This is a genomic window from Citrobacter sp. Cpo065 (assembly GCF_030332805.1).
In the GTDB taxonomy this organism is placed as follows: Bacteria; Pseudomonadota; Gammaproteobacteria; order Enterobacterales; family Enterobacteriaceae; genus Citrobacter; species Citrobacter portucalensis.
Window position 1 is genome coordinate 472,816 of sequence record NZ_JAOWHC010000035.1, and the last position, 23,371, is coordinate 496,186.

Here is a 23,371-nt window from a genome sequence, read left to right on the forward strand (position 1 = left end):
GGCATTAAGGGTTTGAAGCACGAAAGGAGAAAGTGCCATGCGTTTATGTGACCGAGATATTGAAGCCTGGTTGGATGAAGGTCGCCTGTCGATCACTCCACGCCCTCCTGTCGAGCGAATCAATGGCGCCACGGTAGATGTGCGTCTTGGCAACAAATTCCGTACGTTCCGCGGTCATACGGCGGCGTATATCGATTTGAGCGGACCGAAAGATGAAGTCAGCGCCGCGCTGGATCGCGTGATGAGTGATGAAATCGTCCTCAAGGACGGCGAGGCATTCTTCTTGCATCCGGGTGAGCTTGCGCTGGCAGTAACATTCGAATCCGTGACGTTGCCTTCCGATCTCGTCGGTTGGTTAGATGGCCGTTCATCTCTGGCGCGTCTGGGACTGATGGTACACGTCACCGCACACCGTATCGATCCGGGCTGGTCTGGCTGTATTGTACTGGAGTTTTACAACTCCGGAAAATTACCCCTGGCTCTGCGTCCGGGCATGCCGATTGGCGCGCTAAGTTTCGAACCGCTTTCCGGTCCGGCAGCGCGACCATACAACCGTCGTCAGGATGCGAAGTATCGCGACCAGCAGGGCGCCGTTGCCAGCCGGATCGATAAAGACTGAGTGTTTTTCAGTCCATTGGGGATAGCATGAGACGATTTCTGACGACGCTGATGATTCTTCTGGTCGTGCTGGTGGCTGGCTTTTCTGCGTTAGTACTGTTGGTGAATCCGAATGATTTCCGCGCGTATATGGTCAAGCAGGTTGCCGCACGTAGCGGGTATCAGCTGCAGTTGGATGGCCCCCTGCGTTGGCACGTATGGCCGCAACTGAGTATCCTCTCAGGGCGAGTGGTGTTAACGGCTGAAGGTGCCAGCGAACCTCTGGTTCGTGCCGACAATATGCGTCTTGACGTTGCGTTATGGCCGCTGTTGAGCCACCAGCTCAGCGTGAAGCAGGTGATGCTCAAAGGCGCAGTGATTCAACTGACCCCGCAAACTGAGGCGGTACGCGGCAAAGATGCACCTGTTGCCCCAAAAGACAATATGTTGCCCGATCTGGCGGAAGACAAAGGATGGTCGTTTGATATCGCCCGTTTGCGGGTTGCCGACAGTGTTCTGGTATTCCAGCATGAAGACGATGAACAAGTTACCGTTCGTGATATTCGTCTGGAGATGGAACAAGATAGCCAGCACCGCGGCACGTTTAATTTTTCCGGGCGTGTGAACCGCGATCAGCGCGATCTCGCGTTATCCTTTAACGGCACGGTCGATGCCTCCGATTATCCGCACAACTTATCTGCGAATATCGAGCAGTTAAGCTGGCAATTGCAGGGGGCCGATTTGCCGCCCCAGGGGATCAACGGTCAGGGACATCTTCAGACACAATGGCTGGAAGAGAAAAAACAGCTTTCGTTTAGCCAGATAAATTTGACTGCTAATGACTCTTCGTTCTCCGGGCAAGCGCACGTATCCTTGTTGGAAAAACCGGAATGGGCCGTCGACTTAAAATTTGGTCAGCTCAATCTGGATAACCTGCTCGTACAGCATGACGCAGCAGCGACAGCAAAAGGTGACGTTCAGCAAGGTCAGAGTCAGTCAACGCTGGCGCGCCCCGTCATTGCTTCCCAGGTTGATGCCGTTTCGTATCAGGGACTCAAGGGTTTTTCGGCAGACATCGCTTTGCAGGCTGACAAAGTGCTGTGGCGGAAAATGGCGTTTGAGAATGTTTCGGCAAAAATAGACAACCAGTTCGGCTTACTGAACATTGCGCAGTTGCAGGGAAAAAGTGATGGCGGGCTGATCTCACTGCCCGGCACGCTGGATGCCAGAAAGGGAGAACCGCGAGCGGTCTTTCATCCGCGCCTGGAAGGTGTGGAAATTGGCACGATTCTGAAGGCCTTTGATTACCCCATCGCACTCACCGGCAAGCTGTCGCTGGCGGGAGATTTTTCCGGCTCAGATATTGATGCCCAGGCGTTTCGCCATAGCTGGCAAGGGCAGGCCCATGTCGAAATGAACGATACGCGAATGGAAGGGATGAACTTCCAGCAGATGATTCAACAGGCTGTAGAACGCAGCGGTGGGGATGTTAAATCTCAGCAAAACCTCGATAACGTGACCCGCTTGGATCATTTTGTAACCGATATGACGCTGGATAACGGTGAGGTGACGCTGGATAACATGGCAGGGGAGTCCGCGATGTTGGCGCTAACCGGCAAAGGAACGTTAGATCTGGTGAAGCAGAATTGCGACACGCTGTTTAACATTCGCGTGCTGGGCGGTTGGGATGGCGAAAGTAAGTTGATTAGTTTCCTGAAGGCCACCCCGGTTCCTCTCAGGGTCTATGGCCAGTGGCAATCACTGAACTACAGTCTGCAAGTTGATCAGCTTTTGCGTAAGCATCTGCAGGATGAAGCAAAACGTCGTCTGAATGACTGGGCAGATCGCAATAAAGATTCCCGCAACGGCAAAGATGTTAAAAAGTTGCTGGATAAGCTCTGATTCATATTGCCGGATGGTGGCTAATGCCCCATCCGGCTCGTGACTTACACCTCGTAATCCATCTCTTCTTCACTGTGTAGCGGTATCAGCTGGACCTTTTGCACGCGATGATTTTCCACCTGCAGGGTTTTTAGCCGATAGTCGCCAACCTGGACTTCCTCCCCGGTTTTCGGGATGCGCTGCAAATACTCCATTAACAGTCCGGCAATGGTGTGATACTCACGCTTATCGTCTAACGGGATAGGCACGTACTGCACCAGGTCTTCCAGTGGCATATGTCCGTTAGCGGTCCACGAACCATCGGCGTTTTTCTGAATATCATGACGGGCGTCGATTTCCTCTACCTCGTTTGGCAGATTGCCGGCGATGGTTTCCATCACATCACTCAGCGTCACAATCCCTTCGACGGAACCAAATTCATCGGCTACAAACGCGAAATGCGTCCGGGCATTACGGAACTGCTCAAGCGCCGGAAGCAGCGGCAAGGTCTCCGGGAACACCAGCGGCTGGCGAATCAAGACGCGCAGGTCGAGCGGTTCGCCGCGCAGAGACTGTTGCAGTAAATCGATGACATGCACCACGCCCAACAGTTCCTCCTGCTCGTCTTCGCCAGTGACCACCAGACGCGTATGCTGGTTTTTTTCCAGTAAGGCGCGGATTTCTGCTTCGGGCGCATTGAGGTCGATATGTTCAATATCATGGCGCGAGGTCATGATACTGCTGACGGTACGCTGATTGAAGTTCAGCACACGTTCAATCATCCGCCGCTCCTGTGGCGCAAAAATCTGACCTTCATGATGATCCGCCAGCATCGCTGCGGTTTCGGCATCCAGTTCGGCATCTTCTTTTTGCCCGCTCAGCAGCCGCATTACCGCCTCGGCGGTGCGCTGGCGCAGAGTATGGTTGGCAGAGAGGAAGCGACGACGGTTAAAGATAGCCAACTGGTTCAATGCTTCGATCATGACCGAGAAGCCGATGGCCGCGTACAGGTAACCTTTCGGGATATGGAAACCAAACCCTTCGGCCACCAGACTGAAACCAATCATCAGCAGGAAGCTCAGACACAGAATAACAATAGTTGGATGGCTGTTAACAAAGCGCGTCAGCGACTTGCTGGCCAGCAACATCAGGCTGATGGCAATAATGACTGCCGCCATCATCACCGCCAGGTGATCGACCATGCCAACAGCGGTAATGACGGAATCCAGAGAGAAGATGGCGTCAAGCACCACGATCTGCGCGACCACACCCCAGAACTTAGCGCCTTTACGCTGGGTGGGGTTATCGCTGTCTTTCCCTTCCAGCCGTTCGTTGAGCTCCATAGTGGCTTTAAACAGCAGGAAGAAACCACCGAACAGCATGATCAGATCGCGGGCGCTGAAGCTGAGATCGCGAATGCTGAACAGCGGCGTGGTCAGCGTTACCAGCCAGGATATTGATGCCAGCAGCAGCAGGCGCATAACCATCGCCAGCAGTAGCCCGGTAATACGCGCCTTATCCCGCTGGGCAGGAGGTAGTTTCTCCGCGAGGATGGCAATAAAAACAAGATTATCAATGCCAAGAACAAGTTCGATCACGATTAACGTGACCAGTCCGGCCCAGATTGACGGATCGGCAATCCATTCCATAGTAAATGCTATACCCATAGTTGTATGACAATTGTCACAATTCGATCATGGGTAAAACTGGCGAAAAATGCAATGGCGAGAAGGGATTTCTCTGTCGGTTATATCAGAACTGATGCAGGATAATAGCCTTAATGTAACTACAGGAAATGATTTTATTAATCTAAATATATTTAGGAAATATCGCAGGTGGAATATTTCTATATCAATATTGTCAATATCAATAAAATCCTAAAAATATATAAAACCGACGCTTAATATTAATCTTAAAAGCCAGGTATCGGTGGTTTGTTATCTTGCCTGATATTCGCATAGCTGCAACAATTCTTGCGGTAATAATCAAAAGATAAATATTTCCTCATCAATCAGTGGCGCCATTCCCGATGCGTTAACGCTGTAAATGTGATGAAAATAAAGGAGAAGATAAAAATTTAAATTAATCAGTGCATTGGTAGCTAGTGAAGCCAGGGGCGGTAGCGTGTCTGGTCGCCTGAAACAAGCCTAAATTATTCTGTCAAGAGACCGCAGATGAATTCATTTTTTTTAGGACTGATGCCAGTTAAATTCCATTTCAATTAACGGCAAGGTAAATACGTACAGGCGAAGTCGCTATTTAGATTGCATGTGATAAATACTCTGCCAAAGTGATAAATAATCAATGATGAAATCCAAACTTAAATTGATGCCAGTATTGGTATCGGTAATCTTGATAAACGGTTGTACCGTGCTTCCGGGCAGCAATATGTCTACGATGGGCAAAGATGTGATTAAACAGCAGGACGCTGATTTTGATATCGATCGCATGGTGAATGTTTATCCACTCACGCCACGGCTGGTCGAACAATTACGTCCTCGACCAAATGTTGCCCAGCCTAATATGTCGCTGGACCAGGAGATTTCCGGATATCAGTACCGGGTAGGCCCGGGGGATGTCCTGAATGTGACCGTCTGGGACCATCCTGAACTCACCACGCCGGCCGGGCAGTACCGTAGCTCAAGCGATACCGGCAACTGGGTGCAGCCTGATGGCACCATGTTTTACCCCTACATCGGCAAAGTCAGCGTGGTGGGAAAAACGTTGGCAGAGATTCGTAGTGATATTACCGGGCGCTTAGCGAAGTACATTGCTGACCCGCAGGTGGACGTTAATATCGCCGCTTTCCGCTCGCAGAAGGCCTATGTCTCCGGGCAGGTGAACAAATCCGGCCAGCAGGCCATCACCAACGTACCGCTTACCGTTCTCGATGCCATTAACGCCGCTGGCGGTCTCACCGAGGCAGCAGACTGGCGCAACGTTGTACTGACTCATAAAGGGCAGGAGCAACGTATTTCACTGCAAGCGCTGATGCAAAATGGCGACCTGAGCCAGAACCGGCTGCTCTATCCTGGCGACATTCTGTTTGTTCCGCGTAATGACGATCTGAAAGTCTTCGTAATGGGGGAAGTGAAAAAACAGAGCACCCTCAAAATGGACTTCAGCGGCATGACGCTTACCGAAGCGCTGGGCAATGCCGAAGGTATTGACCTGACCACCTCCAATGCCAGCGGCATTTTCGTTATTCGACCATTGAAAGGTGAGGGCGGGAACAACGGCAAGATCGCCAATATCTATCAGCTTGATATGTCCGATGCGACGTCGCTGGTGATGGCAACATCATTCCGACTCCAGCCATACGATGTGGTGTACGTCACTACCGCACCGGTTGCTCGCTGGAACCGTTTGATCAATCAGTTGCTGCCGACTATTAGCGGTGTTCGCTATATGACGGACACGGCCAGCGACCTTCACAACTGGTAATCATCATGTTTAACAAAATCTTAGTTGTCTGTGTGGGGAACATTTGTCGTTCCCCGATGGCAGAGCGCTTATTAAGGCAATTTCATCCGGCGTTAACGGTCTCTTCAGCCGGTCTTGGGGCGCTGGTGGGGAAAGGCGCGGATCCGTGTGCTATTAGCGTGGCGCAGGCGCACAACCTGTCACTGGATAATCATTGTGCCCGGCAGATCTCGGGACGAATGTGCCGGGAGTATGACCTGATCCTGACCATGGAAAAGCGCCATATCTCTGCCCTGTGTGAAATGGTGCCGGAGATGCGCGGCAAAGTGATGCTTTTTGGGCACTGGGACAGCGAGCGCGAAATTCCCGATCCGTATCGTAAAAGCCGTGATGCGTTTGACGCGGTGTACGCATTACTTGAACGGTCTGCCCGCCAATGGGCTCAGGCACTGAACGCAGAGCAGGGAAAACAATGACAGAAAAAGTTAAACAGTCTGCTGCGCCGGTAACGGGCAATGATGAAATCGATATTGGTCGTCTGGTTGCAACGGTGGTGGAAGCCCGCTGGTGGGTATTAGGTATTACCACGGCTTTTGCATTGTGTGCCGCGGTCTACACGCTGTTCGCCACACCCATCTACAGTGCGGACGCGCTGGTGCAAATTGAGCAAAATACCGGAAATTCACTGGTGCAGGATATTGGCTCGGCGTTGTCGAACAAACCGCCGGCCTCGGAAGCGGAAATTCAGCTCATTCAGTCGCGACTGGTATTAGGGAAAACGGTAGACGATCTTAACCTCGATATCGCCGTTACCAAAGATACATTCCCTATTTTTGGCGCGGGCTGGGACCGGCTGATGGGGCGTCAGAACGAAACGGTTAATGTGACCACCTTCACGCTGCCAAAGGCAATGAATGAACAGACCTTCACGCTCAATGTGCTGAATGACAAAAGCTATCAACTGGTGAGTGACGGGGGTTTTAGCGCCCGGGGGCAAGTCGGCAAGGTGTTGGAACATGATGGCGTGACGATGCTGGTTGAGGCGATTCATGCCAGCCCGGAGAGCCAATTTACCGTCAGCAAATTCTCCACGCTGGGCATGATAAACACCCTGCAAAATAACCTGATGGTGACGGAAACTGGCAAAGACACCGGCGTATTGAGCCTGACCTTTACCGGCGAAGACCGCGAGCAAATCCGCCAGATCCTCGACAGTATTACCCGCAACTATCTGCAACAAAACGTGGAACGTAAATCTGAAGAGGCCGCCAAAAGTCTGGCGTTTCTGGCAAAGCAACTGCCTGAGGTGCGTAATCGGCTGGACGTTGCTGAAAACAAGCTGAACGCCTTTCGTCAGGATAAAGACTCCGTGGATTTGCCGCTGGAAGCCAAAGCGGTGCTGGATTCGATGGTGAATATCGATGCGCAGCTGAATGAACTGACCTTCAAAGAAGCGGAGATTTCCAAGCTGTTCACCAAAGCGCATCCGGCGTACCGCACGCTGCTGGAAAAACGCCAGGCACTGGAAGATGAGAAAAGTAAGCTGAACGGGCGCGTAACGGCGATGCCGAAAACGCAGCAGGAAATTGTTCGTCTGACGCGTGATGTGGAGTCCGGTCAGCAGGTCTATATGCAGTTGCTGAACAAGCAACAGGAACTGAAGATTACCGAGGCCAGTACGGTCGGCGATGTGCGCATTGTCGATCCCGCGATTGCCCAGCCTGGCGTGCTGAAGCCGAAAACGGCCCTGATTATTCTCGGCAGTATCATTCTCGGTTTGATGCTTTCCGTGGTGGGCGTACTGCTGCGTTCTCTGTTTAATTGCGGTATTGAAAGCCCGCAGGCGCTGGAAGAGCATGGTATCAGCGTGTATGCCAGTATTCCGTTGTCTGAATGGCAAAAAGCGCGTGATAACGTTCAGACCATTAAAGGTGTGAAACGCTACAAGCAAAGCCAGCTGTTGGCCGTGGGTAATCCAACGGATCTCGCCATAGAAGCGGTACGTAGCCTGCGTACCAGCCTGCACTTTGCCATGATGCAGGCGCGTAACAACGTATTGATGCTGACCGGCGTCAGCCCGTCGATTGGTAAAACGTTTGTCTGCGCCAACCTGGCGGCAGTCATCAGCCAGACCAACAAACGCGTGCTGTTGATCGACTGCGATATGCGCAAAGGCTATACCCACGAACTGCTGGGGACCAATAACGACAACGGCCTGTCTGAGATCCTCATCGGCAAAGGGGATATCTCATCCAGCGCCAAACCGACATCGATTCCGCATTTTGATCTGATCCCTCGCGGTCAAGTCCCTCCCAATCCTTCCGAGCTGTTGATGAGCGAGCGTTTCGGTGAACTGATTGCCTGGGCCAGCTCGCACTATGACCTGGTGCTGATTGACACCCCACCAATTCTGGCGGTGACCGACGCGGCGATTGTTGGCCGTCATGTCGGCACCACGCTGATGGTGGCGCGTTATGCGGTCAACACGCTGAAAGAGGTGGAAACCAGCCTGAGTCGCTTCGAGCAAAATGGCATCCAGGTGAAAGGGGTGATCCTCAACTCGATATTCCGCCGTGCCAGCGGGTATCAGGATTACGGCTACTACGAATACGAATACACGTCGGATGCGAAATAAATCACCAACCCTGCCGGATGCGGCGAAAACGCCTTATCCGGCCTACAAAAGCGTATCTATCCGGAAACGAAAATGACGACAGAAAACCCGCTAATTTCAATTTATATGCCAACCTGGAACCGCCAGCAGCTGGCCATTCGGGCGATTAAATCGGTGTTGCGCCAGGACTACCCTCACTGGGAGATGATCATTGTGGATGATTGCTCTTCCTCATATGAGCAGTTGCAGCAGTTTGTTGAGGAACTCAACGATCCGCGTGTGTCGTATACGCATAATTCCACCAACTCCGGGGCCTGCGCGGTGCGTAATCAGGCCATTATGCAGGCCAACGGGCAATACATTACGGGGATTGATGATGATGATGAATGGACGCCGAACCGCCTGAGCGTGTTCCTGCAGTATCGGCATCAACTGGTCACACGGGCGTTTCTGTATGCCAATGACTATGTCTGTGAGGGCGAAGTGTATTCGCAGCCGACCAGTCTGCCGCTCTATCCGAAATCTGTTTATTCGCGCCGCAGGTTTTATAAACGCAATATCATTGGTAATCAGGTATTTACCTGGGCATGGCGGTTTAAAGCATGCCTGTTCGATACCACGCTGAAAGCGGCGCAGGATTACGACATCTTCCTGCGCATGGTGGTGGCGTATGGCAAACCGTGGAAGGTCAAAGAGGCGACGCAGATCCTGCATGTGAATCACGGCGAGATGCGTATTACCTCATCGCCGAATAAATTCTCCGGTTACTTTCAGTTTTACCGCAAGCACAAAGGCAAATTTGACCGGGCCAGCAAGAAATATCAGTTGTTTACCCTCTATCAGATCCGCAACAAACGGATGAACTGGCGCACGCTGCTGACGCTGCTTTCTGTTCGTAACAGTAAGCGTCTGGCCGACGGACTGCGAGGACGCTAATTATGCTGGAAGATTTACGCGCGAACGGCTGGAGTCTGCGCCCCTGCTGCATGGTGGCGGCCTATCGGATTGCCCATTTTTGCTCCGTCTGGCGTAAAAAAAATATCATAAACAACCTGTGGGCTGCCCCGGTGCTGGTGATGTATCGCCTTATCACCGAATGCCTGTTTGGCTATGAAATTCAGGCTGCTGCATCAATCGGTCGTCGTTTCACCATCCATCATGGTTATGGGGTGGTTATCAACAAACACGTGGTGGCGGGGGATGATTTTACCCTACGCCACGGCGTCACTATCGGCAATCTTGGTGCCAACGATCCATCTTGTCCGGTCATCGGTAACGGCGTTGAGTTGGGGGCCAATGTCACTCTGCTCGGCGACGTTGCTATTGGCGATAACGTGACGATTGGCGCGGGGAGCGTCGTGGTGGATAGCGTTCCGGACAATACGCTGGTCGTGGGCGAGAAGGCACGGGTGAAGGTAATAAAATGAAGATATTACAGTTTAATGTGCGACTCGCAGAAGGTGGGGCGGCAGGCGTGGCGTTAGATTTGCATCTGAGGTCGCTGGAAAAAGGGCTGTCGTCGCGGTTTGTCTATGGCTATGGCAAAGGCGGTAAAAAAAGCGCCAGTCATGCGAATTACCCGCAGGTTATCAAATATACGCCGCGCCTGACGTCGGCGGCGAACATTGCGCTGTTTCGTTTCGCGAACCGCGACATGTTTGGCAATCTCAACAAGTTATACCGTGAAGTTACCCGCACCAGCGGCCCACTGGTACTGCATTTTCATGTGTTGCACAGCTACTGGTTGAACCTGGAAGAGGTGGTGACATTTTGCCAAAAAGTGAAGGCGCATAAACCGGATATCACCTTCGTCTGGACGCTGCACGATCACTGGAGCGTGACCGGGCGCTGTGCCTTTACTGATGGCTGCGAAGGCTGGAAAACGGGCTGCCAGAAATGCCCAACGCTCAGCAACTATCCGCCGGTAAAAATCGATAAAGCCCATCAGCAGTTGCCCGGCAAGCGGCAGATGTTTCGCGCCATGCTGGCGCTGGGCTGCCAGTTTATCTCACCCAGTCAGCATGTGGCCGAGGCATTCAACAGCCTGTATGGCGTGGGACGATGTCACATTATTAACAACGGAATTGATGTGGCAACCGAAGCCATTCTTGCCGAACTACCCGCGATGCCTGCGGAGAGCGGTCGGCCGAAAATTGCCGTGGTAGCTCATGACCTGCGCTATGACGGCAAAACCAGTCAACAACTGGTGCGAGCGATTAGCGCGCTTGGGGACAAAATTGAGCTGCATACCTTCGGCAAATTTTCGCCATTTGCGGGAGATAACGTCATCAACCACGGTTTTGAGAGCGATAAGCGCACGTTGATGAGTGCGCTTAACCAGATGGATGGACTGGTGTTCAGCTCCCGTGTCGATAACTACCCGCTGATTTTGTGTGAAGCGCTTTCCATCGGCGTACCGGTAATTGCCACGCACAGCGATGCCGCGCAGGAAGTGCTGGCTAAATCAGGCGGTAAAACGTTCAGCGAAGCGGACGTATTGCAGCTGGTGCAGCTGAAAAAATCAGACATTGCGCAGGCGGTATTTGACACGTCCCTTACCGCGTTCAGTCAACGCAGTCGGGTGGCATACAGTGGGCAACAGATGCTGGAGGAATATGTCTCGTTCTATCAGAATCTGTAGCTATCTGGTGCTACCGCTGCTTTATCTGCTGGTTAACGTCAAACTCGCCCAGCTTGGCGAGAGCTTCCCGATAACTATCGTCACCTTCTTACCCGTTCTGCTGTTGCTGTTTGTCGAGCGCATCAATATCAAAAAATTAATGATTGCGCTGGGCGTAGGGGGCGGGCTGACGGCGTTTAACTACCTGTTCGGTCAATCACTGGATGCCAGTAAGTACGTAACGTCAGCGATGCTGTTTGTTTATACCGTGGTGATCATTGGCATGGTGTGGAGTATTCGCTTCAAAACCATTTCACCGCATAACTATATTAAGATTTTGCGTTTTTTCTGGCTGGTGGTGGGGCTGGTGGTGGGGTTAGCTGCGGTTGAAATGGCACAGATAATTCTCAGCGGCGGCAGCAGTTTAATGGAAGTTATTTCGAAATATCTTATTTACAGTAACAGCTATGTTCTGAACTTTATTAAGTTTGGTGGGAAACGTACCACTGCGCTCTATTTCGAACCGGCATTCTTCGCTCTGGCGTTAATCTCAATTTGGCTCAGCATCAAACAGTTTGGTATCAAAACACCTAAGTCCGATGCTATGATTCTGGCAGGGATAATATTATCAGGATCGTTTTCAGGGGTAATGACGTTTATTTTGTTTTATCTCCTGGAGTGGGCGTTCCAGTACCTGAATAAGGATGCGATAAAAAAGAAGCTGCCGCTGGCGATAATCTCATTAAGCGTGTTTTTAGTTGGGGTGATATTTGCTTTTCCGTACATCGCAACGCGGCTTGGTGATTTAGGAACTGAAGGTTCGTCATCGTATTATCGTATCGTAGGGCCATTAGTGATGGTCGGTTATTCGTTACTGAACGTTGATGGCGTAGTGAGATTTGGCTCACTTTATGAATACGTTGCGTCATTCGGAATTTTTAACGGTGCAGATGTCGGTAAAACAATAGACAATGGTTTGTATCTGCTGATTATTTATTTTTCATGGTTCGCGGTGATATTAGCCCTATGGTACATGGGGAAGGTCATGAAAATGATGATCAATGCGTTTGGCGATAATCAGAATTATCGGGTGCAGCTTTATCTTTTTACACCGTTGTCACTGTTTTTTACAGGTTCAGTATTTAGTCCGGAATACGCATTTTTAATTGTGTGTCCGTTTATATTGCGCAAGGCGCTGAATATCGCGAGGTAACTCACATGCTGCTCAGTATCATTACCGTCGCCTTTCGCAATCTGGAAGGGATCGTCAAAACTCACGCATCGCTGGCACATCTGGCGCAAGCGGGTGATATCAGTTTTGAGTGGATTGTTGTTGATGGCGGCTCCTCGGATGGTACGTCGGCGTTTCTTGAAGGGCTCTGTGGGGAACACCGGTTACGGTTTGTCAGCGAGCCGGATAACGGCATCTATGATGCGATGAACAAAGGCATCGCGATGGCGCGCGGACGGTTCGCGCTGTTCCTCAACTCCGGGGATATTCTGCATGGGGATGCGGCACATTTTATCCGCCTGCTAAAAATGCAGAGCGACCAAACCATGGTCATTGGCGATGCGTTGCTGGATTTCGGCAATGGCAACAAAATTAAGCGCCGGGCAAAACCGGGTTGGTATATTTATCACAGCCTGCCCGCCAGTCATCAGGCGATATTCTTTCCGCTCTCAGGGCTGAATGTCTGGCATTATGATTTGCAATATAAAATATCGTCTGATTACGCGTTGGCAGCCCAATTATACAAGTCCGGTTACGCTTTTAAAAAGCTGAGCGGGTTGGTGTCGGAGTTTTCCATGGGCGGAGTGTCAACGACGAATAATCTGGAATTGTGTCGGGATGCCAAAAAAGTACAGCGCCAGATATTACACATGCCAGGTTTTTGGACCGGTTTGTCAGAATATTTACGTCTGCGCACAACCGGTAAAACAAAAACCTTATATGAGAAAACGTAAGGGCATATTATGCAGGACTTAAGCGGATTTAAAGTGCCTGGAGGTTTTCGCGGCGGTGGTGCTATTAAAGTGCAATTATGGTGGGCGGTTCAAGCAACATTATTTCGCTGGTCACCGCAGGTTATGTATCGCTGGCGTGCATTTTTATTACGAATGTTTGGCGCAAAAATAGGAAAAAACGTAGTCATTCGGCCTTCAGTAAAAATTACTTATCCGTGGAAATTAACCCTGGGAGATTATGCCTGGGTGGGTGACGACGCGGTTTTATATACGTTAGGTGATATTACGATTGGTGCCCATGCGGTTATTTCGCAAAAAAGTTATTTATGCACCGGGAGTCATGATTATGCCAGTCAACATTTTGATATTAACGCCACACCGATTGTGGTTGGCGCTAAATGCTGGTTGGCGACAGATGTCTTTGTCGCGCCTGGCGTGACGATTGGCGATGGCACCGTCGTTGGAGCACGAAGCAGCGTATTTAAATCGCTGCCAGCAAATGTCATTTGTCGGGGAAATCCCGCAGTAGTCACGCGCGAACGCGTCGAGAAAGTTACTCCCTGAGGGGATCACTGAAGAGGTTATAACATGTCAAAAGTCGCTCTCATTACTGGCGTAACCGGGCAGGATGGTTCTTACCTGGCAGAACTCCTGCTGGAAAAAGGGTACGAAGTACACGGTATTAAGCGTCGCGCTTCGTCATTCAACACCGAACGTGTGGACCACATCTACCAGGATCCGCATTCAGGCAATCCCAAATTTCATCTGCACTATGGTGATTTGACGGATTCATCCAACCTGACCCGTATTTTAAAAGAGGTCCAACCGGATGAGGTCTATAACCTGGGTGCCATGAGCCATGTCGCGGTGTCGTTTGATTCACCGGAATACACCGCAGACGTTGATGCAATCGGTACGTTGCGTTTGCTGGAGGCTATCCGCTTCCTCGGTCTGGAAAAGAAAACCCGTTTCTATCAGGCCTCCACCTCAGAACTCTACGGTCTGGTACAGGAAATTCCACAGAAAGAGACCACGCCGTTCTACCCGCGCTCGCCGTATGCGGTAGCTAAGCTCTACGCCTACTGGATTACCGTTAACTACCGTGAGTCTTACGGTATGTACGCCTGTAACGGCATTCTGTTTAACCACGAATCTCCGCGCCGCGGCGAAACCTTTGTCACTCGCAAAATTACCCGGGCGATCGCCAACATCGCTCAGGGGCTGGAGTCTTGCCTGTACCTGGGCAACATGGATTCGCTGCGTGACTGGGGGCATGCCAAAGATTACGTCAGGATGCAGTGGATGATGCTGCAGCAGGATCAGCCGGATGATTTCGTCATTGCCACCGGCGTGCAGTATTCCGTGCGCCAGTTCGTGGAAATGGCGGCCGCTCAGTTGGGGATTAAATTGCGCTTTGAAGGCGAGGGCGTGAATGAGAAAGGCATCGTGGTTTCTGTGACCGGACACGATGCGCCGGGGGTGAAACCCGGGGATGTCATGATTGCCGTTGACCCGCGCTACTTCCGTCCGGCTGAGGTGGAAACGCTGCTGGGCGATCCGGCCAAAGCACATGAAAAACTGGGCTGGAAACCGGAAATCACACTGCGCCAGATGATCTCGGAAATGGTTGCCAACGATCTTGATGCGGCGAAGAAACATTCCCTGCTCAAGTCGCACGGTTACGAGGTCGCCATCGCGCTGGAGTACTGAGGATGAAGACACAACGTATTTTTGTGGCGGGCCATCGCGGGATGGTGGGGGCCGCCATCGTCAGACAACTGGCGCAGCGAGATAACGTAGAACTGGTGCTGCGTACTCGCGACCAGCTTAATCTGCTGGACGCCGGTGCGGTGCAGGCGTTCTTTGCCGCTGAAAGTATTGACCAGGTTTATCTGGCGGCGGCAAAAGTGGGAGGGATTGTGGCGAACAATACTTATCCTGCTGATTTTATTTATGAAAATATGATGATTGAGAGCAACATTATTCATGCGGCGCATCTGCATAACGTGAATAAACTGTTGTTCCTCGGGTCATCCTGTATTTATCCCAAGCAAGCTACCCAGCCAATCGCCGAAAGTGAACTCTTGCAGGGGCAACTGGAGCCGACCAATGAGCCGTATGCGATTGCCAAAATTGCCGGTATCAAGCTGTGCGAATCGTATAACCGACAGTATGGCCGTGATTATCGCTCGGTGATGCCGACCAATCTGTACGGACCTCATGACAACTTTCATCCGAGTAATTCGCATGTGATCCCGGCGCTGCTGCGCCGCTTTCATGAGGCTCGCGAGCAAAATACGCCGGATGTGGTGGTGTGGGGAAGCGGGACGCCAATGCGTGAATTTCTGCATGTCGACGATATGGCGGCGGCCAGTATCCACGTGATGGAGCTGGCTCAGGAAGTGTTGCAGGAATATACCCAACCAATGCTGTCGCATATCAACGTGGGCACCGGTGTGGACTGCACCATCCGTGAACTGGCCCAGACTATCGCGCAGGTCGTGGGTTACAAGGGGCGCGTGGTGTTTGACGCCAGCAAACCGGACGGCACGCCGCGCAAATTGCTTGACGTTACGCGTCTGCATCAGTTGGGCTGGTATCACGAGATATCTCTGGAAGCGGGGCTTGCCAGTACATATCAGTGGTTCCTTGAAAACCAGCAGCGTTACCGGGGGTAAGCATGTTTTTACGTCATGAGGATTTTGCCACCGTTGTACGTTCAACTCCGCTGATTTCCATCGATTTGATCGTGGAAAACGCCCACGGCGAATTTCTGCTTGGCAAGCGCCTCAATCGTCCGGCGCAGGGGTACTGGTTCGTGCCCGGCGGTCGGGTGCAAAAAGATGAACCGCTGCGCGCGGCCTTTGAGCGGCTGACTGACGCTGAGCTGGGGTTACGTTTACCGCTGTCCGCTGCAGAGTTTTACGGGGTCTGGCAGCACTTCTATGACGACAACTTTTCCGGGGAAGATTTCTCAACGCATTACATCGTGCTGGGATTTCGTCTGCGGGTGTCGGAAAACGACCTGCAACTGCCTGACGTTCAACATGGCGCGTACCGCTGGCTGGCAATTGAAGAGATCCTGGCCAGTGACCACGTTCACGACAACAGCCGGGCTTACTTCTGTGAGAAGAGTCAGGCCGGAGTACCCGGGCTATGAAGATCCTTGTGTATGGCATCAACTATTCGCCGGAGTTGACCGGTATCGGTAAATACACCGGTGAAATGGTGGAGTGGATGGCGCAACAGGGGCATGACGTACGGGTGATCACTGCGCCGCCTTATTATCCGCAGTGGAAGGTCAACGGTCGCTATTCATCCTGGCGCTATCGTCGTGAAGAGGGCGATGCCATCGTCTGGCGTTGTCCGCTGTATGTGCCTGAGCAGCCTTCTACGCTCAAGCGCTTGCTGCATTTAGGCAGTTTTGCCCTGAGCAGTTTCTTCCCGCTGCTGGCGCAGCGCCGCTGGAAGCCGGATCGCATCATTGGGGTAGTGCCAACGCTGTTTTGTACGCCGGGCATGCGCCTGCTGGCGAAGCTGTCCGGGGCGCGCACGCTGCTGCATATTCAGGATTACGAAGTCGATGCCATGCTGGGGCTTGGCATGGCAGGCAAAGGCAAGCGTGGCGCGGTGGCAAAACTGGCCAGCGCCTTTGAGCGCAGTGGGCTGTTGAATATGGATCATATTTCGACCATTTCTCGCTCAATGATGAATAAAGCGCAGGAGAAGGGCGTTGATGCACAGAAGGTCATTTTCTTTCCGAACTGGTCAGAAGTAGCGCGCTTTCGTGACGTGAGCGACGCCGATGCTCTGGCGTTGCGCCAGCAACTGGGCTTGCCTGATGATAAAAAAATCATTCTCTACTCAGGCAATATCGGTGAAAAGCAAGGGCTGGAAAGTGTGATTGACGCAGCGGCCCTGTTGAGCGAACAGCCCTGGATGTTTGTGATTGTCGGGCAGGGCGGGGGTAAAGCGCGGCTGGAGAGTATGTCTGGCGAACGCGGCCTGAACAATGTGATGTTCTTTCCGCTGCAATCTTATGATGCGCTGCCTGCGCTGCTCAACATGGCGGACTGTCATCTGGTGGTACAAAAGCGCGGTGCGGCGGATGCCGTATTGCCCTCCAAACTGACCAATATCCTCGCCGTTGGCGGTAACGCGGTGATTACCGCCGAACCTGAGACCGAGTTGGGTCAGCTGTGTGACGCTCACCCAGGCATCGCGGTGTGTGTCGAGCCTGAATCAGTGAATGCGCTGGTTGGCGGGATTCAACAGGCGCTAACCATGCCAAAAGTTAACACGGTGGCACGTGAGTATGCCGAACGCACGCTGGATAAAGAAAACGTGCTGAGCCAATTTATTGCAGATATTCGGGGTACATGATGAGTCAAAACAAACTCTTTCCGGTGGTGATGGCCGGTGGCTCGGGTAGCCGTTTATGGCCACTGTCCCGCGTGCTGTATCCAAAGCAGTTCCTGTGTCTGAAAGGCGATCTCACCATGCTGCAGACAACGATCTGTCGTCTGAACGGCGTGGAGTGTGAAAGCCCGGTGGTTATCTGTAATGAACAACACCGTTTCATTGTAGCGGAACAGCTACGGCAACTGCACAAGCTGACTGAGAATATTATTCTCGAACCCGCCGGACGTAACACTGCACCGGCGATAGCGCTGGCCGCGCTGGCGGCAAAACGTCAAAGTCCGGGGGAAGATCCGCTGCTGTTGGTATTGGCGGCCGATCACATGATTGCCGATGAAGAGGCATTTCGAGAGGCGGTTCGCAATGCAATGCCGTATGCCAGCGCGGGTAAGCTGGTGACGTTTGGTATCGTGCCGGACCAGCCGGAGACCGGCTACGGCTATATACGTCGCGGCGAGGTTTCGCCGACCAATACCGACGCCGTGGCTTTTGAGGTGGCGCAGTTTGTTGAAAAGCCCAATCTGGAAACCGCGCAGGCTTACGTGGCGAGCGGCGACTATTACTGGAACAGCGGCATGTTTCTGTTCCGGGCCGGGCGTTATCTGGAAGAACTGAAAAAATATCGCCCCGACATTCTTGAGGCCTGCGAAAACGCCATGAGTACGGTTGATCCCGATCTCGATTTTATCCGCGTTGATGAACAGGCGTTTCTCGCCTGCCCGGAAGAGTCTGTGGACTATGCGGTAATGGAACGTACGGCCGATGCGGTGGTGATGCCCATGAACGCAGGCTGGAGCGATGTTGGCTCCTGGTCATCGCTGTGGGAAATCAGTGCCCATACTGCTGAAGGCAATGTGCATCATGGTGACGTCATTAGTCACAAAACGGAAAACAGCTACGTGTATGCCGAGTCTGGCCTGGTAACCACCGTCGGAGTGAAAGATCTGGTGGTGGTGCAGACCAAAGATGCGGTGCTGATCGCCGATCGCAACGCGGTGCAGGACGTCAAAAAAGTGGTGGAGCAAATTAAAGCTGACGGACGTCATGAGCACCATATTCACCGTGAAGTTTACCGTCCATGGGGCAAGTACGACTCTATTGATGCCGGAGACCGTTACCAGGTGAAGCGGATTACCGTTAAACCCGGTGAGGGATTGTCCGTGCAGATGCATCATCACCGGGCTGAACACTGGGTTGTGGTGGCTGGTACCGCGAAGGTGACAATCAATGACGACATCAAACTGCTCGCTGAAAACGAGTCTGTCTATATTCCGCTGGGGGCGACCCATTGTCTGGAGAACCCGGGGAAAATCCCGCTCGATCTGATTGAAGTGCGCTCCGGATCTTATCTCGATGAGGATGATGTGGTGCGGTTTGCGGACAGATACGGGCGTACCTGATGCCGGATGCGCTGCGCTTATCCAGCCTACAACACCGTAGGGCCGATAAGCGAAGCGCTCCGGGAAATGCATTTAACACTCATTAAAAGGCTCATTAAGAGTCAGGGCCTCCTGTTGCCTGAAGAAGGGTAAATCATGACGAAATTAACCTGTTTCAAAGCCTACGATATTCGCGGCAGGTTGGGCGAAGAGCTGAATGAAGATATCGCGTGGCGCATTGGCCGCGCTTACGGCGAGTACCTGAAGCCAAAAACGATTGTCCTCGGCGGTGACGTGCGCCTGACCAGCGAGACGCTAAAGCTGGCGCTGGCGAAAGGACTGCAGGATGCGGGCGTGGATGTGCTGGATATTGGCATGTCGGGCACCGAAGAGATTTACTTCGCCACCTTCCACCTGGGCATTGACGGCGGTATTGAAGTGACCGCCAGCCATAATCCGATGGATTACAACGGTATGAAGCTGGTGCGGGAAGGGGCGCGGCCCATCAGCGGTGATACCGGTCTGCGCGACGTGCAGCGTCTGGCGGAAGCCAACGACTTCCCGGCGGTTGATGAGACAAAACGTGGCCGCTACCAGCGCATTAATACCCGTGATGCCTACATTGACCACCTGCTGGGTTACATCAATCCCGCCAACCTGAAACCGATGAAGCTGGTGCTCAATTCCGGCAACGGCGCGGCAGGTCCGGTGGTTGACGCCATTGAAGCCCGTTTTAAGGCGCTGGGCGTGCCGGTCGAGTTCATCAAAATTCACAACACGCCGGATGGCAACTTCCCCAACGGTATTCCCAATCCTCTGCTGCCGGAATGCCGGGCCGATACGCGCCATGCAGTGATTGAACACGGCGCGGATATGGGTATTGCCTTCGACGGTGATTTTGACCGCTGCTTTCTGTTCGATGAAAAAGGTCAGTTCATTGAAGGCTACTACATTGTCGGCCTGCTGGCGGAGGCGTTTCTGGAGAAGAGTCCGGGGGCGAAAATTATCCACGACCCACGCCTGTCCTGGAACACCGTGGATGTGGTGACGGCGGCAGGCGGTAAACCGGTGATGTCAAAAACCGGGCACGCGTTTATCAAAGAGCGGATGCGCCACGAAGATGCCATTTATGGTGGCGAAATGAGCGCGCACCACTATTTCCGCGATTTTGCCTATTGCGACAGCGGAATGATCCCGTGGCTGCTGGTGGCGGAGCTGCTGTGTCTGAAAGGACAGTCGCTGGGCGAGCTGGTCCGCGACCGGATGGTGGCCTATCCGGCGAGCGGAGAAATAAACAGTACGCTGGCAGAGCCGACGGCAGCGATTGCGCGCGTGGAGCAGCATTTTTCCCGTGAGGCGTTGTCGGTGGACAGAACGGACGGTATCAGCATGTCGTTTGTCGACTGGCGCTTCAATTTACGCTCATCCAATACCGAACCGGTGGTGCGCCTGAACGTGGAATCGCGCGGAGATATTCCGTTGATGGAAGCGCGAACGCGCACTCTTCTGGCGTTACTGAATCAGTAATGCTGGTGCTTCCTTTGCCCGATTCTGGGCAAAGGGTGACTAACAGGAACCACGATGACACATCTAAAGAAGCGCGAACGCGCCAAAACCAATGCGTCGTTAATTTCGATGGTGCAACGCTTTTCAGATATCACCATCATGTTTGGCGGGTTGTGGGTAATCTGCGAATTAAGCGGTTTGCCTTTCCTGTACATGCACCTGCTGGTGGCGTTGATCACGCTGGTCGTTTTTCAGATGCTCGGTGGCATAACGGATTTTTATCGCTCCTGGCGCGGTGTCAAAATTTCCACTGAGCTGGTGCTGTTGCTGCAAAACTGGACGCTGAGCCTGATTTTTTGCGCAGGTCTGATCGCCTTTAATAACGATTTTGATAACCGTCTCGCCGTCTGGCTGGCGTGGTATCTGCTATCCAGCGTTGGCTTGGTGTTGTGCCGTTCGTTTATTCGCTACGGCGCGGGATGGCTGCGTAATCGCGGGTATAACACGCGCCGGGTGGCGGTGGCAGGGGACCTGCCCGCCGGACAAATGCTATTGGACAGCTTTCGCCATGAACCGTGGCTGGGGTTTGAAGTGGCGGGGGTCTATCACGATCCTATCCCTGGAAAAAACTCCCGTGACTGGGCCGGTAATCTGCAACAGCTGGTGGACGACGCCAAAGCCTCACGTATTCATAACGTTTATATCGCCATGTCGATGAGCGATGGCGCCAGCGTCAAAAAACTGGTTCGCGCGCTGGCCGACACTACCTGCTCAGTGATCCTTATTCCTGATGTCTTTACATTCAACATTCTGCATTCACGGATTGAAGAGATGAACGGCGTTCCGGTGGTGCCGCTGTATGACACGCCGCTCTCGGGGATCAATCGCCTGTTGAAACGCGCGGAAGATATCGTGCTGGCTTCGCTGATCCTGCTGCTTATTTCTCCGGTGCTGTGTGGCATAGCGCTACTGGTAAAACTGACCTCCAAAGGACCGGTGATTTTCCGTCAGACCCGTTATGGCATGGACGGAAAACCGATCAAAGTCTGGAAATTTCGCTCGATGAAAGTGATGGAAAACGACGCGGTTGTGACGCAGGCGACGCAAAACGATCCGCGCGTTACCCCTGTGGGGAATTTCCTGCGCCGAACGTCGCTCGATGAACTGCCGCAGTTTATTAACGTGCTGACCGGGGGCATGTCTATTGTCGGGCCACGCCCGCATGCGGTAGCGCATAACGAACAGTACCGCCAGCTTATCGAGGGGTACATGTTACGCCATAAGGTGAAACCGGGTATTACCGGCTGGGCGCAAATCAACGGCTGGCGCGGTGAAACCGATACGCTGGAAAAAATGGAAAAACGTGTGGAGTTTGACCTCGAATACATTCGCGAGTGGAGCGTGTGGTTCGATATCAAAATTGTTTTTCTGACGGTATTCAAAGGCTTTGTCAACAAAGCGGCGTATTAACATGAGCTTACGAGAAAAAACGCTGAACGGCGCAAAGTGGTCGGCGATTGCCACGGTGATCATCATTGGTCTGGGTCTTATCCAGATGACCGTACTGGCACGGATTATTGATAACCACCAGTTCGGGTTGTTAACCGTGGCGCTGGTGATCATCGCGCTGGCCGATACGTTGTCTGACTTTGGTATTGCCAACTCAATTATTCAGCGCAAAGAGATTGGCTATCTTGAACTGACCACGCTGTACTGGCTCAACGTGGGGCTGGGTATCGTGGTATGCGTAGCGATGTTTTTGCTGAGCGAGACGATTGCCAGCGTACTTAATAACCCAGAACTGGCACCGCTCATCAAAACGTTATCGCTGGCGTTTGTGGTGATACCGCACGGGCAGCAGTTTCGTGCGCTGATGCAAAAAGAGCTGGCCTTCAACAAAATTGGCATGATTGAAACCAGTTCGGTACTGGCCGGTTTTACCTTTACCGTAGTCAGCGCCCATTTCTGGCCGCTCGCACTGACGGCCATTCTCGGGTACCTGGTAAACAGTACGCTACGTACGCTGCTGTTCGGCTATTTTGGTCGCCGGATTTACCGTCCGGGGCTGCATTTTTCGCTGGCATCCGTTTCGTCGAATCTGCGTTTTGGTGCGTGGCTGACGGCAGACAGCATCATCAATTACATCAATACCAACCTTTCCACGCTGGTTTTAGCCCGCACGTTGGGAGCTGGCGTGGCGGGCGGATTCAATCTCGCCTGGAATGTGGCGGTTGTCCCCCCGATCAAACTGAACCCGATTATCACCCGCGTGCTGTTTCCGGCGTTTGCCAAAATCCAGGACGACAGTGAAAAGCTGCGAGTGAATTTTTACAAGCTGCTGTCGGTGGTTGGGATTTTCAACTTCCCGGCGCTGCTGGGACTGATGGTGGTGTCGAATAACGTGGTGCCGCTGGTATTCGGTGAGAAGTGGAACGGCATTATCCCCATCCTGCAACTGCTGTGCATTGTTGGGCTGCTGCGCTCGGTGGGGAATCCAATCGGTTCACTGCTGATGGCGAAAGCGCGGGTCGATATCAGCTTTAAATTCAATGTGTTCAAAACCTTTCTGTTTATTCCCGCCATTTTCATCGGTGGACATCTGGCCGGGGCAATTGGCGTGACGCTGGGCTTTTTGCTGGTCCAGGTGATTAACACAGTCCTCAGCTATTTCGTGATGATTAAACCTGTTCTTGGCCCCAGCTACCGCCAGTACATGCTCAGTCTTTGGCTGCCGTTGTATCTCTCCTTGCCAACCCTTGTGGTGAGCTATGCGCTGGGCGTAATGCTGCATGGGCAACTGTCGTTGGGCGTGTTGTTGGGGAGCCAGATAGCGGCAGGGGCACTGGCGTTTGCGCTAATGATGGTGCTGTCGCGTCATCCGCTGGTGGTGGAAATAAAACGCCAGCTCTGTCGCAGTGAAAAAATGAAAACCTTGCTCCGTGCAGGATAAGAACAACGCTTTAAGAG

At 52.6% G+C, this 23,371-nt stretch carries 20 protein-coding genes; 19 read left to right on the forward strand and 1 reads right to left on the reverse strand.

Translation table 11 applies throughout. From position 1 onward, the window contains the following. Positions 1-37: 37 nt before the first annotated feature. Positions 38-619: a dCTP deaminase gene (dcd, locus tag OGY68_RS22725; RefSeq protein ID WP_003834269.1), complete on the forward strand. Its 582-nt coding sequence runs from the start codon at positions 38-40 to the stop codon at positions 617-619. Positions 620-645: 26 nt separating this feature from the next. After that, complete coding sequence (gene asmA / locus OGY68_RS22730) at positions 646-2,499, forward strand: outer membrane assembly protein AsmA (protein WP_057067259.1); 1,854 nt, start codon at positions 646-648, stop codon at positions 2,497-2,499. Between the two features lie 44 nt (positions 2,500-2,543). Here asmA and OGY68_RS22735 read toward each other — a convergent pair whose 3' ends face one another. Beyond that, positions 2,544-4,127 (reverse strand): TerC family protein, encoded by a 1,584-nt coding sequence (locus OGY68_RS22735; protein WP_032943936.1) that lies wholly within the window; start codon positions 4,125-4,127, stop codon positions 2,544-2,546. A 655-nt stretch (positions 4,128-4,782) separates the two neighbouring features. Here OGY68_RS22735 and OGY68_RS22740 point away from each other — a divergent pair. The 17 genes from OGY68_RS22740 (at position 4,783) to wzxC (ending at position 23,354) form a co-directional block, all read left to right on the forward strand. Continuing rightward, positions 4,783-5,922 carry a polysaccharide export protein gene (locus OGY68_RS22740; RefSeq protein WP_003834266.1) on the forward strand — a complete coding sequence of 380 codons (1,140 nt, stop codon included), beginning with the start codon at positions 4,783-4,785 and terminating at the stop codon, positions 5,920-5,922. A gap of 5 nt (positions 5,923-5,927) precedes the next feature. Then, positions 5,928-6,377: a low molecular weight protein-tyrosine-phosphatase Wzb gene (gene wzb / locus OGY68_RS22745; protein WP_032943935.1), complete on the forward strand. Its 450-nt coding sequence runs from the start codon at positions 5,928-5,930 to the stop codon at positions 6,375-6,377. Beyond that, positions 6,374-8,536 carry a tyrosine-protein kinase Wzc gene (gene wzc / locus OGY68_RS22750; RefSeq protein WP_057067837.1) on the forward strand — a complete coding sequence of 721 codons (2,163 nt, stop codon included), beginning with the start codon at positions 6,374-6,376 and terminating at the stop codon, positions 8,534-8,536. The genes wzb and wzc overlap by 4 nt, the downstream gene beginning before the upstream one ends. Before the next feature lie 72 nt (positions 8,537-8,608). Next, positions 8,609-9,451 (forward strand): colanic acid biosynthesis glycosyltransferase WcaA, encoded by an 843-nt coding sequence (wcaA, locus tag OGY68_RS22755; protein WP_000206145.1) that lies wholly within the window; start codon positions 8,609-8,611, stop codon positions 9,449-9,451. A gap of 2 nt (positions 9,452-9,453) precedes the next feature. After that, positions 9,454-9,942, forward strand: a complete 489-nt coding sequence (wcaB, locus tag OGY68_RS22760; RefSeq protein WP_032943932.1) for a colanic acid biosynthesis acetyltransferase WcaB — start codon at positions 9,454-9,456, stop codon at positions 9,940-9,942. Continuing rightward, positions 9,939-11,156, forward strand: coding sequence for a colanic acid biosynthesis glycosyltransferase WcaC (gene wcaC, locus OGY68_RS22765; RefSeq protein ID WP_057067835.1), 1,218 nt, complete (start codon positions 9,939-9,941; stop codon positions 11,154-11,156). Before wcaB ends, wcaC begins: the two co-directional genes overlap by 4 nt. Further along, entirely contained in the window at positions 11,131-12,348 is a 1,218-nt protein-coding gene (gene wcaD / locus OGY68_RS22770; protein WP_020996654.1) for a colanic acid polymerase WcaD, read from the forward strand. Before wcaC ends, wcaD begins: the two co-directional genes overlap by 26 nt. Positions 12,349-12,353: 5 nt before the next feature. After that, entirely contained in the window at positions 12,354-13,100 is a 747-nt protein-coding gene (gene wcaE / locus OGY68_RS22775) for a colanic acid biosynthesis glycosyltransferase WcaE (RefSeq protein ID WP_057067833.1), read from the forward strand. A 9-nt stretch (positions 13,101-13,109) separates the two neighbouring features. Further along, positions 13,110-13,664, forward strand: coding sequence for a colanic acid biosynthesis acetyltransferase WcaF (gene wcaF / locus OGY68_RS22780; RefSeq protein WP_048235022.1), 555 nt, complete (start codon positions 13,110-13,112; stop codon positions 13,662-13,664). Positions 13,665-13,688: 24 nt separating this feature from the next. Beyond that, complete coding sequence (gmd, locus tag OGY68_RS22785) at positions 13,689-14,810, forward strand: GDP-mannose 4,6-dehydratase (protein ID WP_057067831.1); 1,122 nt, start codon at positions 13,689-13,691, stop codon at positions 14,808-14,810. Positions 14,811-14,812: 2 nt separating this feature from the next. Next, a complete protein-coding gene (fcl, locus tag OGY68_RS22790) occupies positions 14,813-15,778 on the forward strand; it encodes a GDP-L-fucose synthase (RefSeq protein ID WP_057067829.1) in 966 nt (321 codons plus the stop codon). A 2-nt stretch (positions 15,779-15,780) separates the two neighbouring features. Further along, positions 15,781-16,260, forward strand: a complete 480-nt coding sequence (locus tag OGY68_RS22795; protein ID WP_008785194.1) for a GDP-mannose mannosyl hydrolase — start codon at positions 15,781-15,783, stop codon at positions 16,258-16,260. Next, complete coding sequence (gene wcaI / locus OGY68_RS22800; RefSeq protein WP_057067827.1) at positions 16,257-17,483, forward strand: colanic acid biosynthesis fucosyltransferase WcaI; 1,227 nt, start codon at positions 16,257-16,259, stop codon at positions 17,481-17,483. The genes OGY68_RS22795 and wcaI overlap by 4 nt, the downstream gene beginning before the upstream one ends. Then, positions 17,483-18,919, forward strand: coding sequence for a mannose-1-phosphate guanyltransferase (gene cpsB, locus OGY68_RS22805; RefSeq protein ID WP_008785192.1), 1,437 nt, complete (start codon positions 17,483-17,485; stop codon positions 18,917-18,919). Before wcaI ends, cpsB begins: the two co-directional genes overlap by 1 nt. 135 nt (positions 18,920-19,054) lie before the next feature. Further along, positions 19,055-20,425 (forward strand): colanic acid biosynthesis phosphomannomutase CpsG, encoded by a 1,371-nt coding sequence (gene cpsG, locus OGY68_RS22810; protein ID WP_057067825.1) that lies wholly within the window; start codon positions 19,055-19,057, stop codon positions 20,423-20,425. Positions 20,426-20,479: 54 nt separating this feature from the next. Then, positions 20,480-21,874 carry an undecaprenyl-phosphate glucose phosphotransferase gene (gene wcaJ / locus OGY68_RS22815; protein WP_057067823.1) on the forward strand — a complete coding sequence of 465 codons (1,395 nt, stop codon included), beginning with the start codon at positions 20,480-20,482 and terminating at the stop codon, positions 21,872-21,874. A gap of 1 nt (position 21,875) precedes the next feature. After that, on the forward strand, positions 21,876-23,354 hold the full coding sequence (gene wzxC, locus OGY68_RS22820; protein ID WP_057067821.1) for a colanic acid undecaprenyl disphosphate flippase WzxC: 1,479 nt from the start codon (positions 21,876-21,878) through the stop codon (positions 23,352-23,354). The last annotated feature ends 17 nt before the right edge of the window (positions 23,355-23,371 follow it).

Bases quoted from the DNA above. Each gene is read 5' to 3' on its own strand.
- dcd (WP_003834269.1), top strand. From the start codon at position 38: ATGCGTTTATGTGACCGAGATATTGAAGCCTGGTTGGATGAAGGTCGC.
- asmA (WP_057067259.1), top strand. From the start codon at position 646: ATGAGACGATTTCTGACGACGCTGATGATTCTTCTGGTCGTGCTGGTG.
- OGY68_RS22735 (WP_032943936.1), bottom strand. From the start codon at position 4,127: ATGGAATGGATTGCCGATCCGTCAATCTGGGCCGGACTGGTCACGTTA.
- OGY68_RS22740 (WP_003834266.1), top strand. From the start codon at position 4,783: ATGATGAAATCCAAACTTAAATTGATGCCAGTATTGGTATCGGTAATC.
- wzb (WP_032943935.1), top strand. From the start codon at position 5,928: ATGTTTAACAAAATCTTAGTTGTCTGTGTGGGGAACATTTGTCGTTCC.
- wzc (WP_057067837.1), top strand. From the start codon at position 6,374: ATGACAGAAAAAGTTAAACAGTCTGCTGCGCCGGTAACGGGCAATGAT.
- wcaA (WP_000206145.1), top strand. From the start codon at position 8,609: ATGACGACAGAAAACCCGCTAATTTCAATTTATATGCCAACCTGGAAC.
- wcaB (WP_032943932.1), top strand. From the start codon at position 9,454: ATGCTGGAAGATTTACGCGCGAACGGCTGGAGTCTGCGCCCCTGCTGC.
- wcaC (WP_057067835.1), top strand. From the start codon at position 9,939: ATGAAGATATTACAGTTTAATGTGCGACTCGCAGAAGGTGGGGCGGCA.
- wcaD (WP_020996654.1), top strand. From the start codon at position 11,131: ATGTCTCGTTCTATCAGAATCTGTAGCTATCTGGTGCTACCGCTGCTT.
- wcaE (WP_057067833.1), top strand. From the start codon at position 12,354: ATGCTGCTCAGTATCATTACCGTCGCCTTTCGCAATCTGGAAGGGATC.
- wcaF (WP_048235022.1), top strand. From the start codon at position 13,110: ATGCAGGACTTAAGCGGATTTAAAGTGCCTGGAGGTTTTCGCGGCGGT.
- gmd (WP_057067831.1), top strand. From the start codon at position 13,689: ATGTCAAAAGTCGCTCTCATTACTGGCGTAACCGGGCAGGATGGTTCT.
- fcl (WP_057067829.1), top strand. From the start codon at position 14,813: ATGAAGACACAACGTATTTTTGTGGCGGGCCATCGCGGGATGGTGGGG.
- OGY68_RS22795 (WP_008785194.1), top strand. From the start codon at position 15,781: ATGTTTTTACGTCATGAGGATTTTGCCACCGTTGTACGTTCAACTCCG.
- wcaI (WP_057067827.1), top strand. From the start codon at position 16,257: ATGAAGATCCTTGTGTATGGCATCAACTATTCGCCGGAGTTGACCGGT.
- cpsB (WP_008785192.1), top strand. From the start codon at position 17,483: ATGAGTCAAAACAAACTCTTTCCGGTGGTGATGGCCGGTGGCTCGGGT.
- cpsG (WP_057067825.1), top strand. From the start codon at position 19,055: ATGACGAAATTAACCTGTTTCAAAGCCTACGATATTCGCGGCAGGTTG.
- wcaJ (WP_057067823.1), top strand. From the start codon at position 20,480: ATGACACATCTAAAGAAGCGCGAACGCGCCAAAACCAATGCGTCGTTA.
- wzxC (WP_057067821.1), top strand. From the start codon at position 21,876: ATGAGCTTACGAGAAAAAACGCTGAACGGCGCAAAGTGGTCGGCGATT.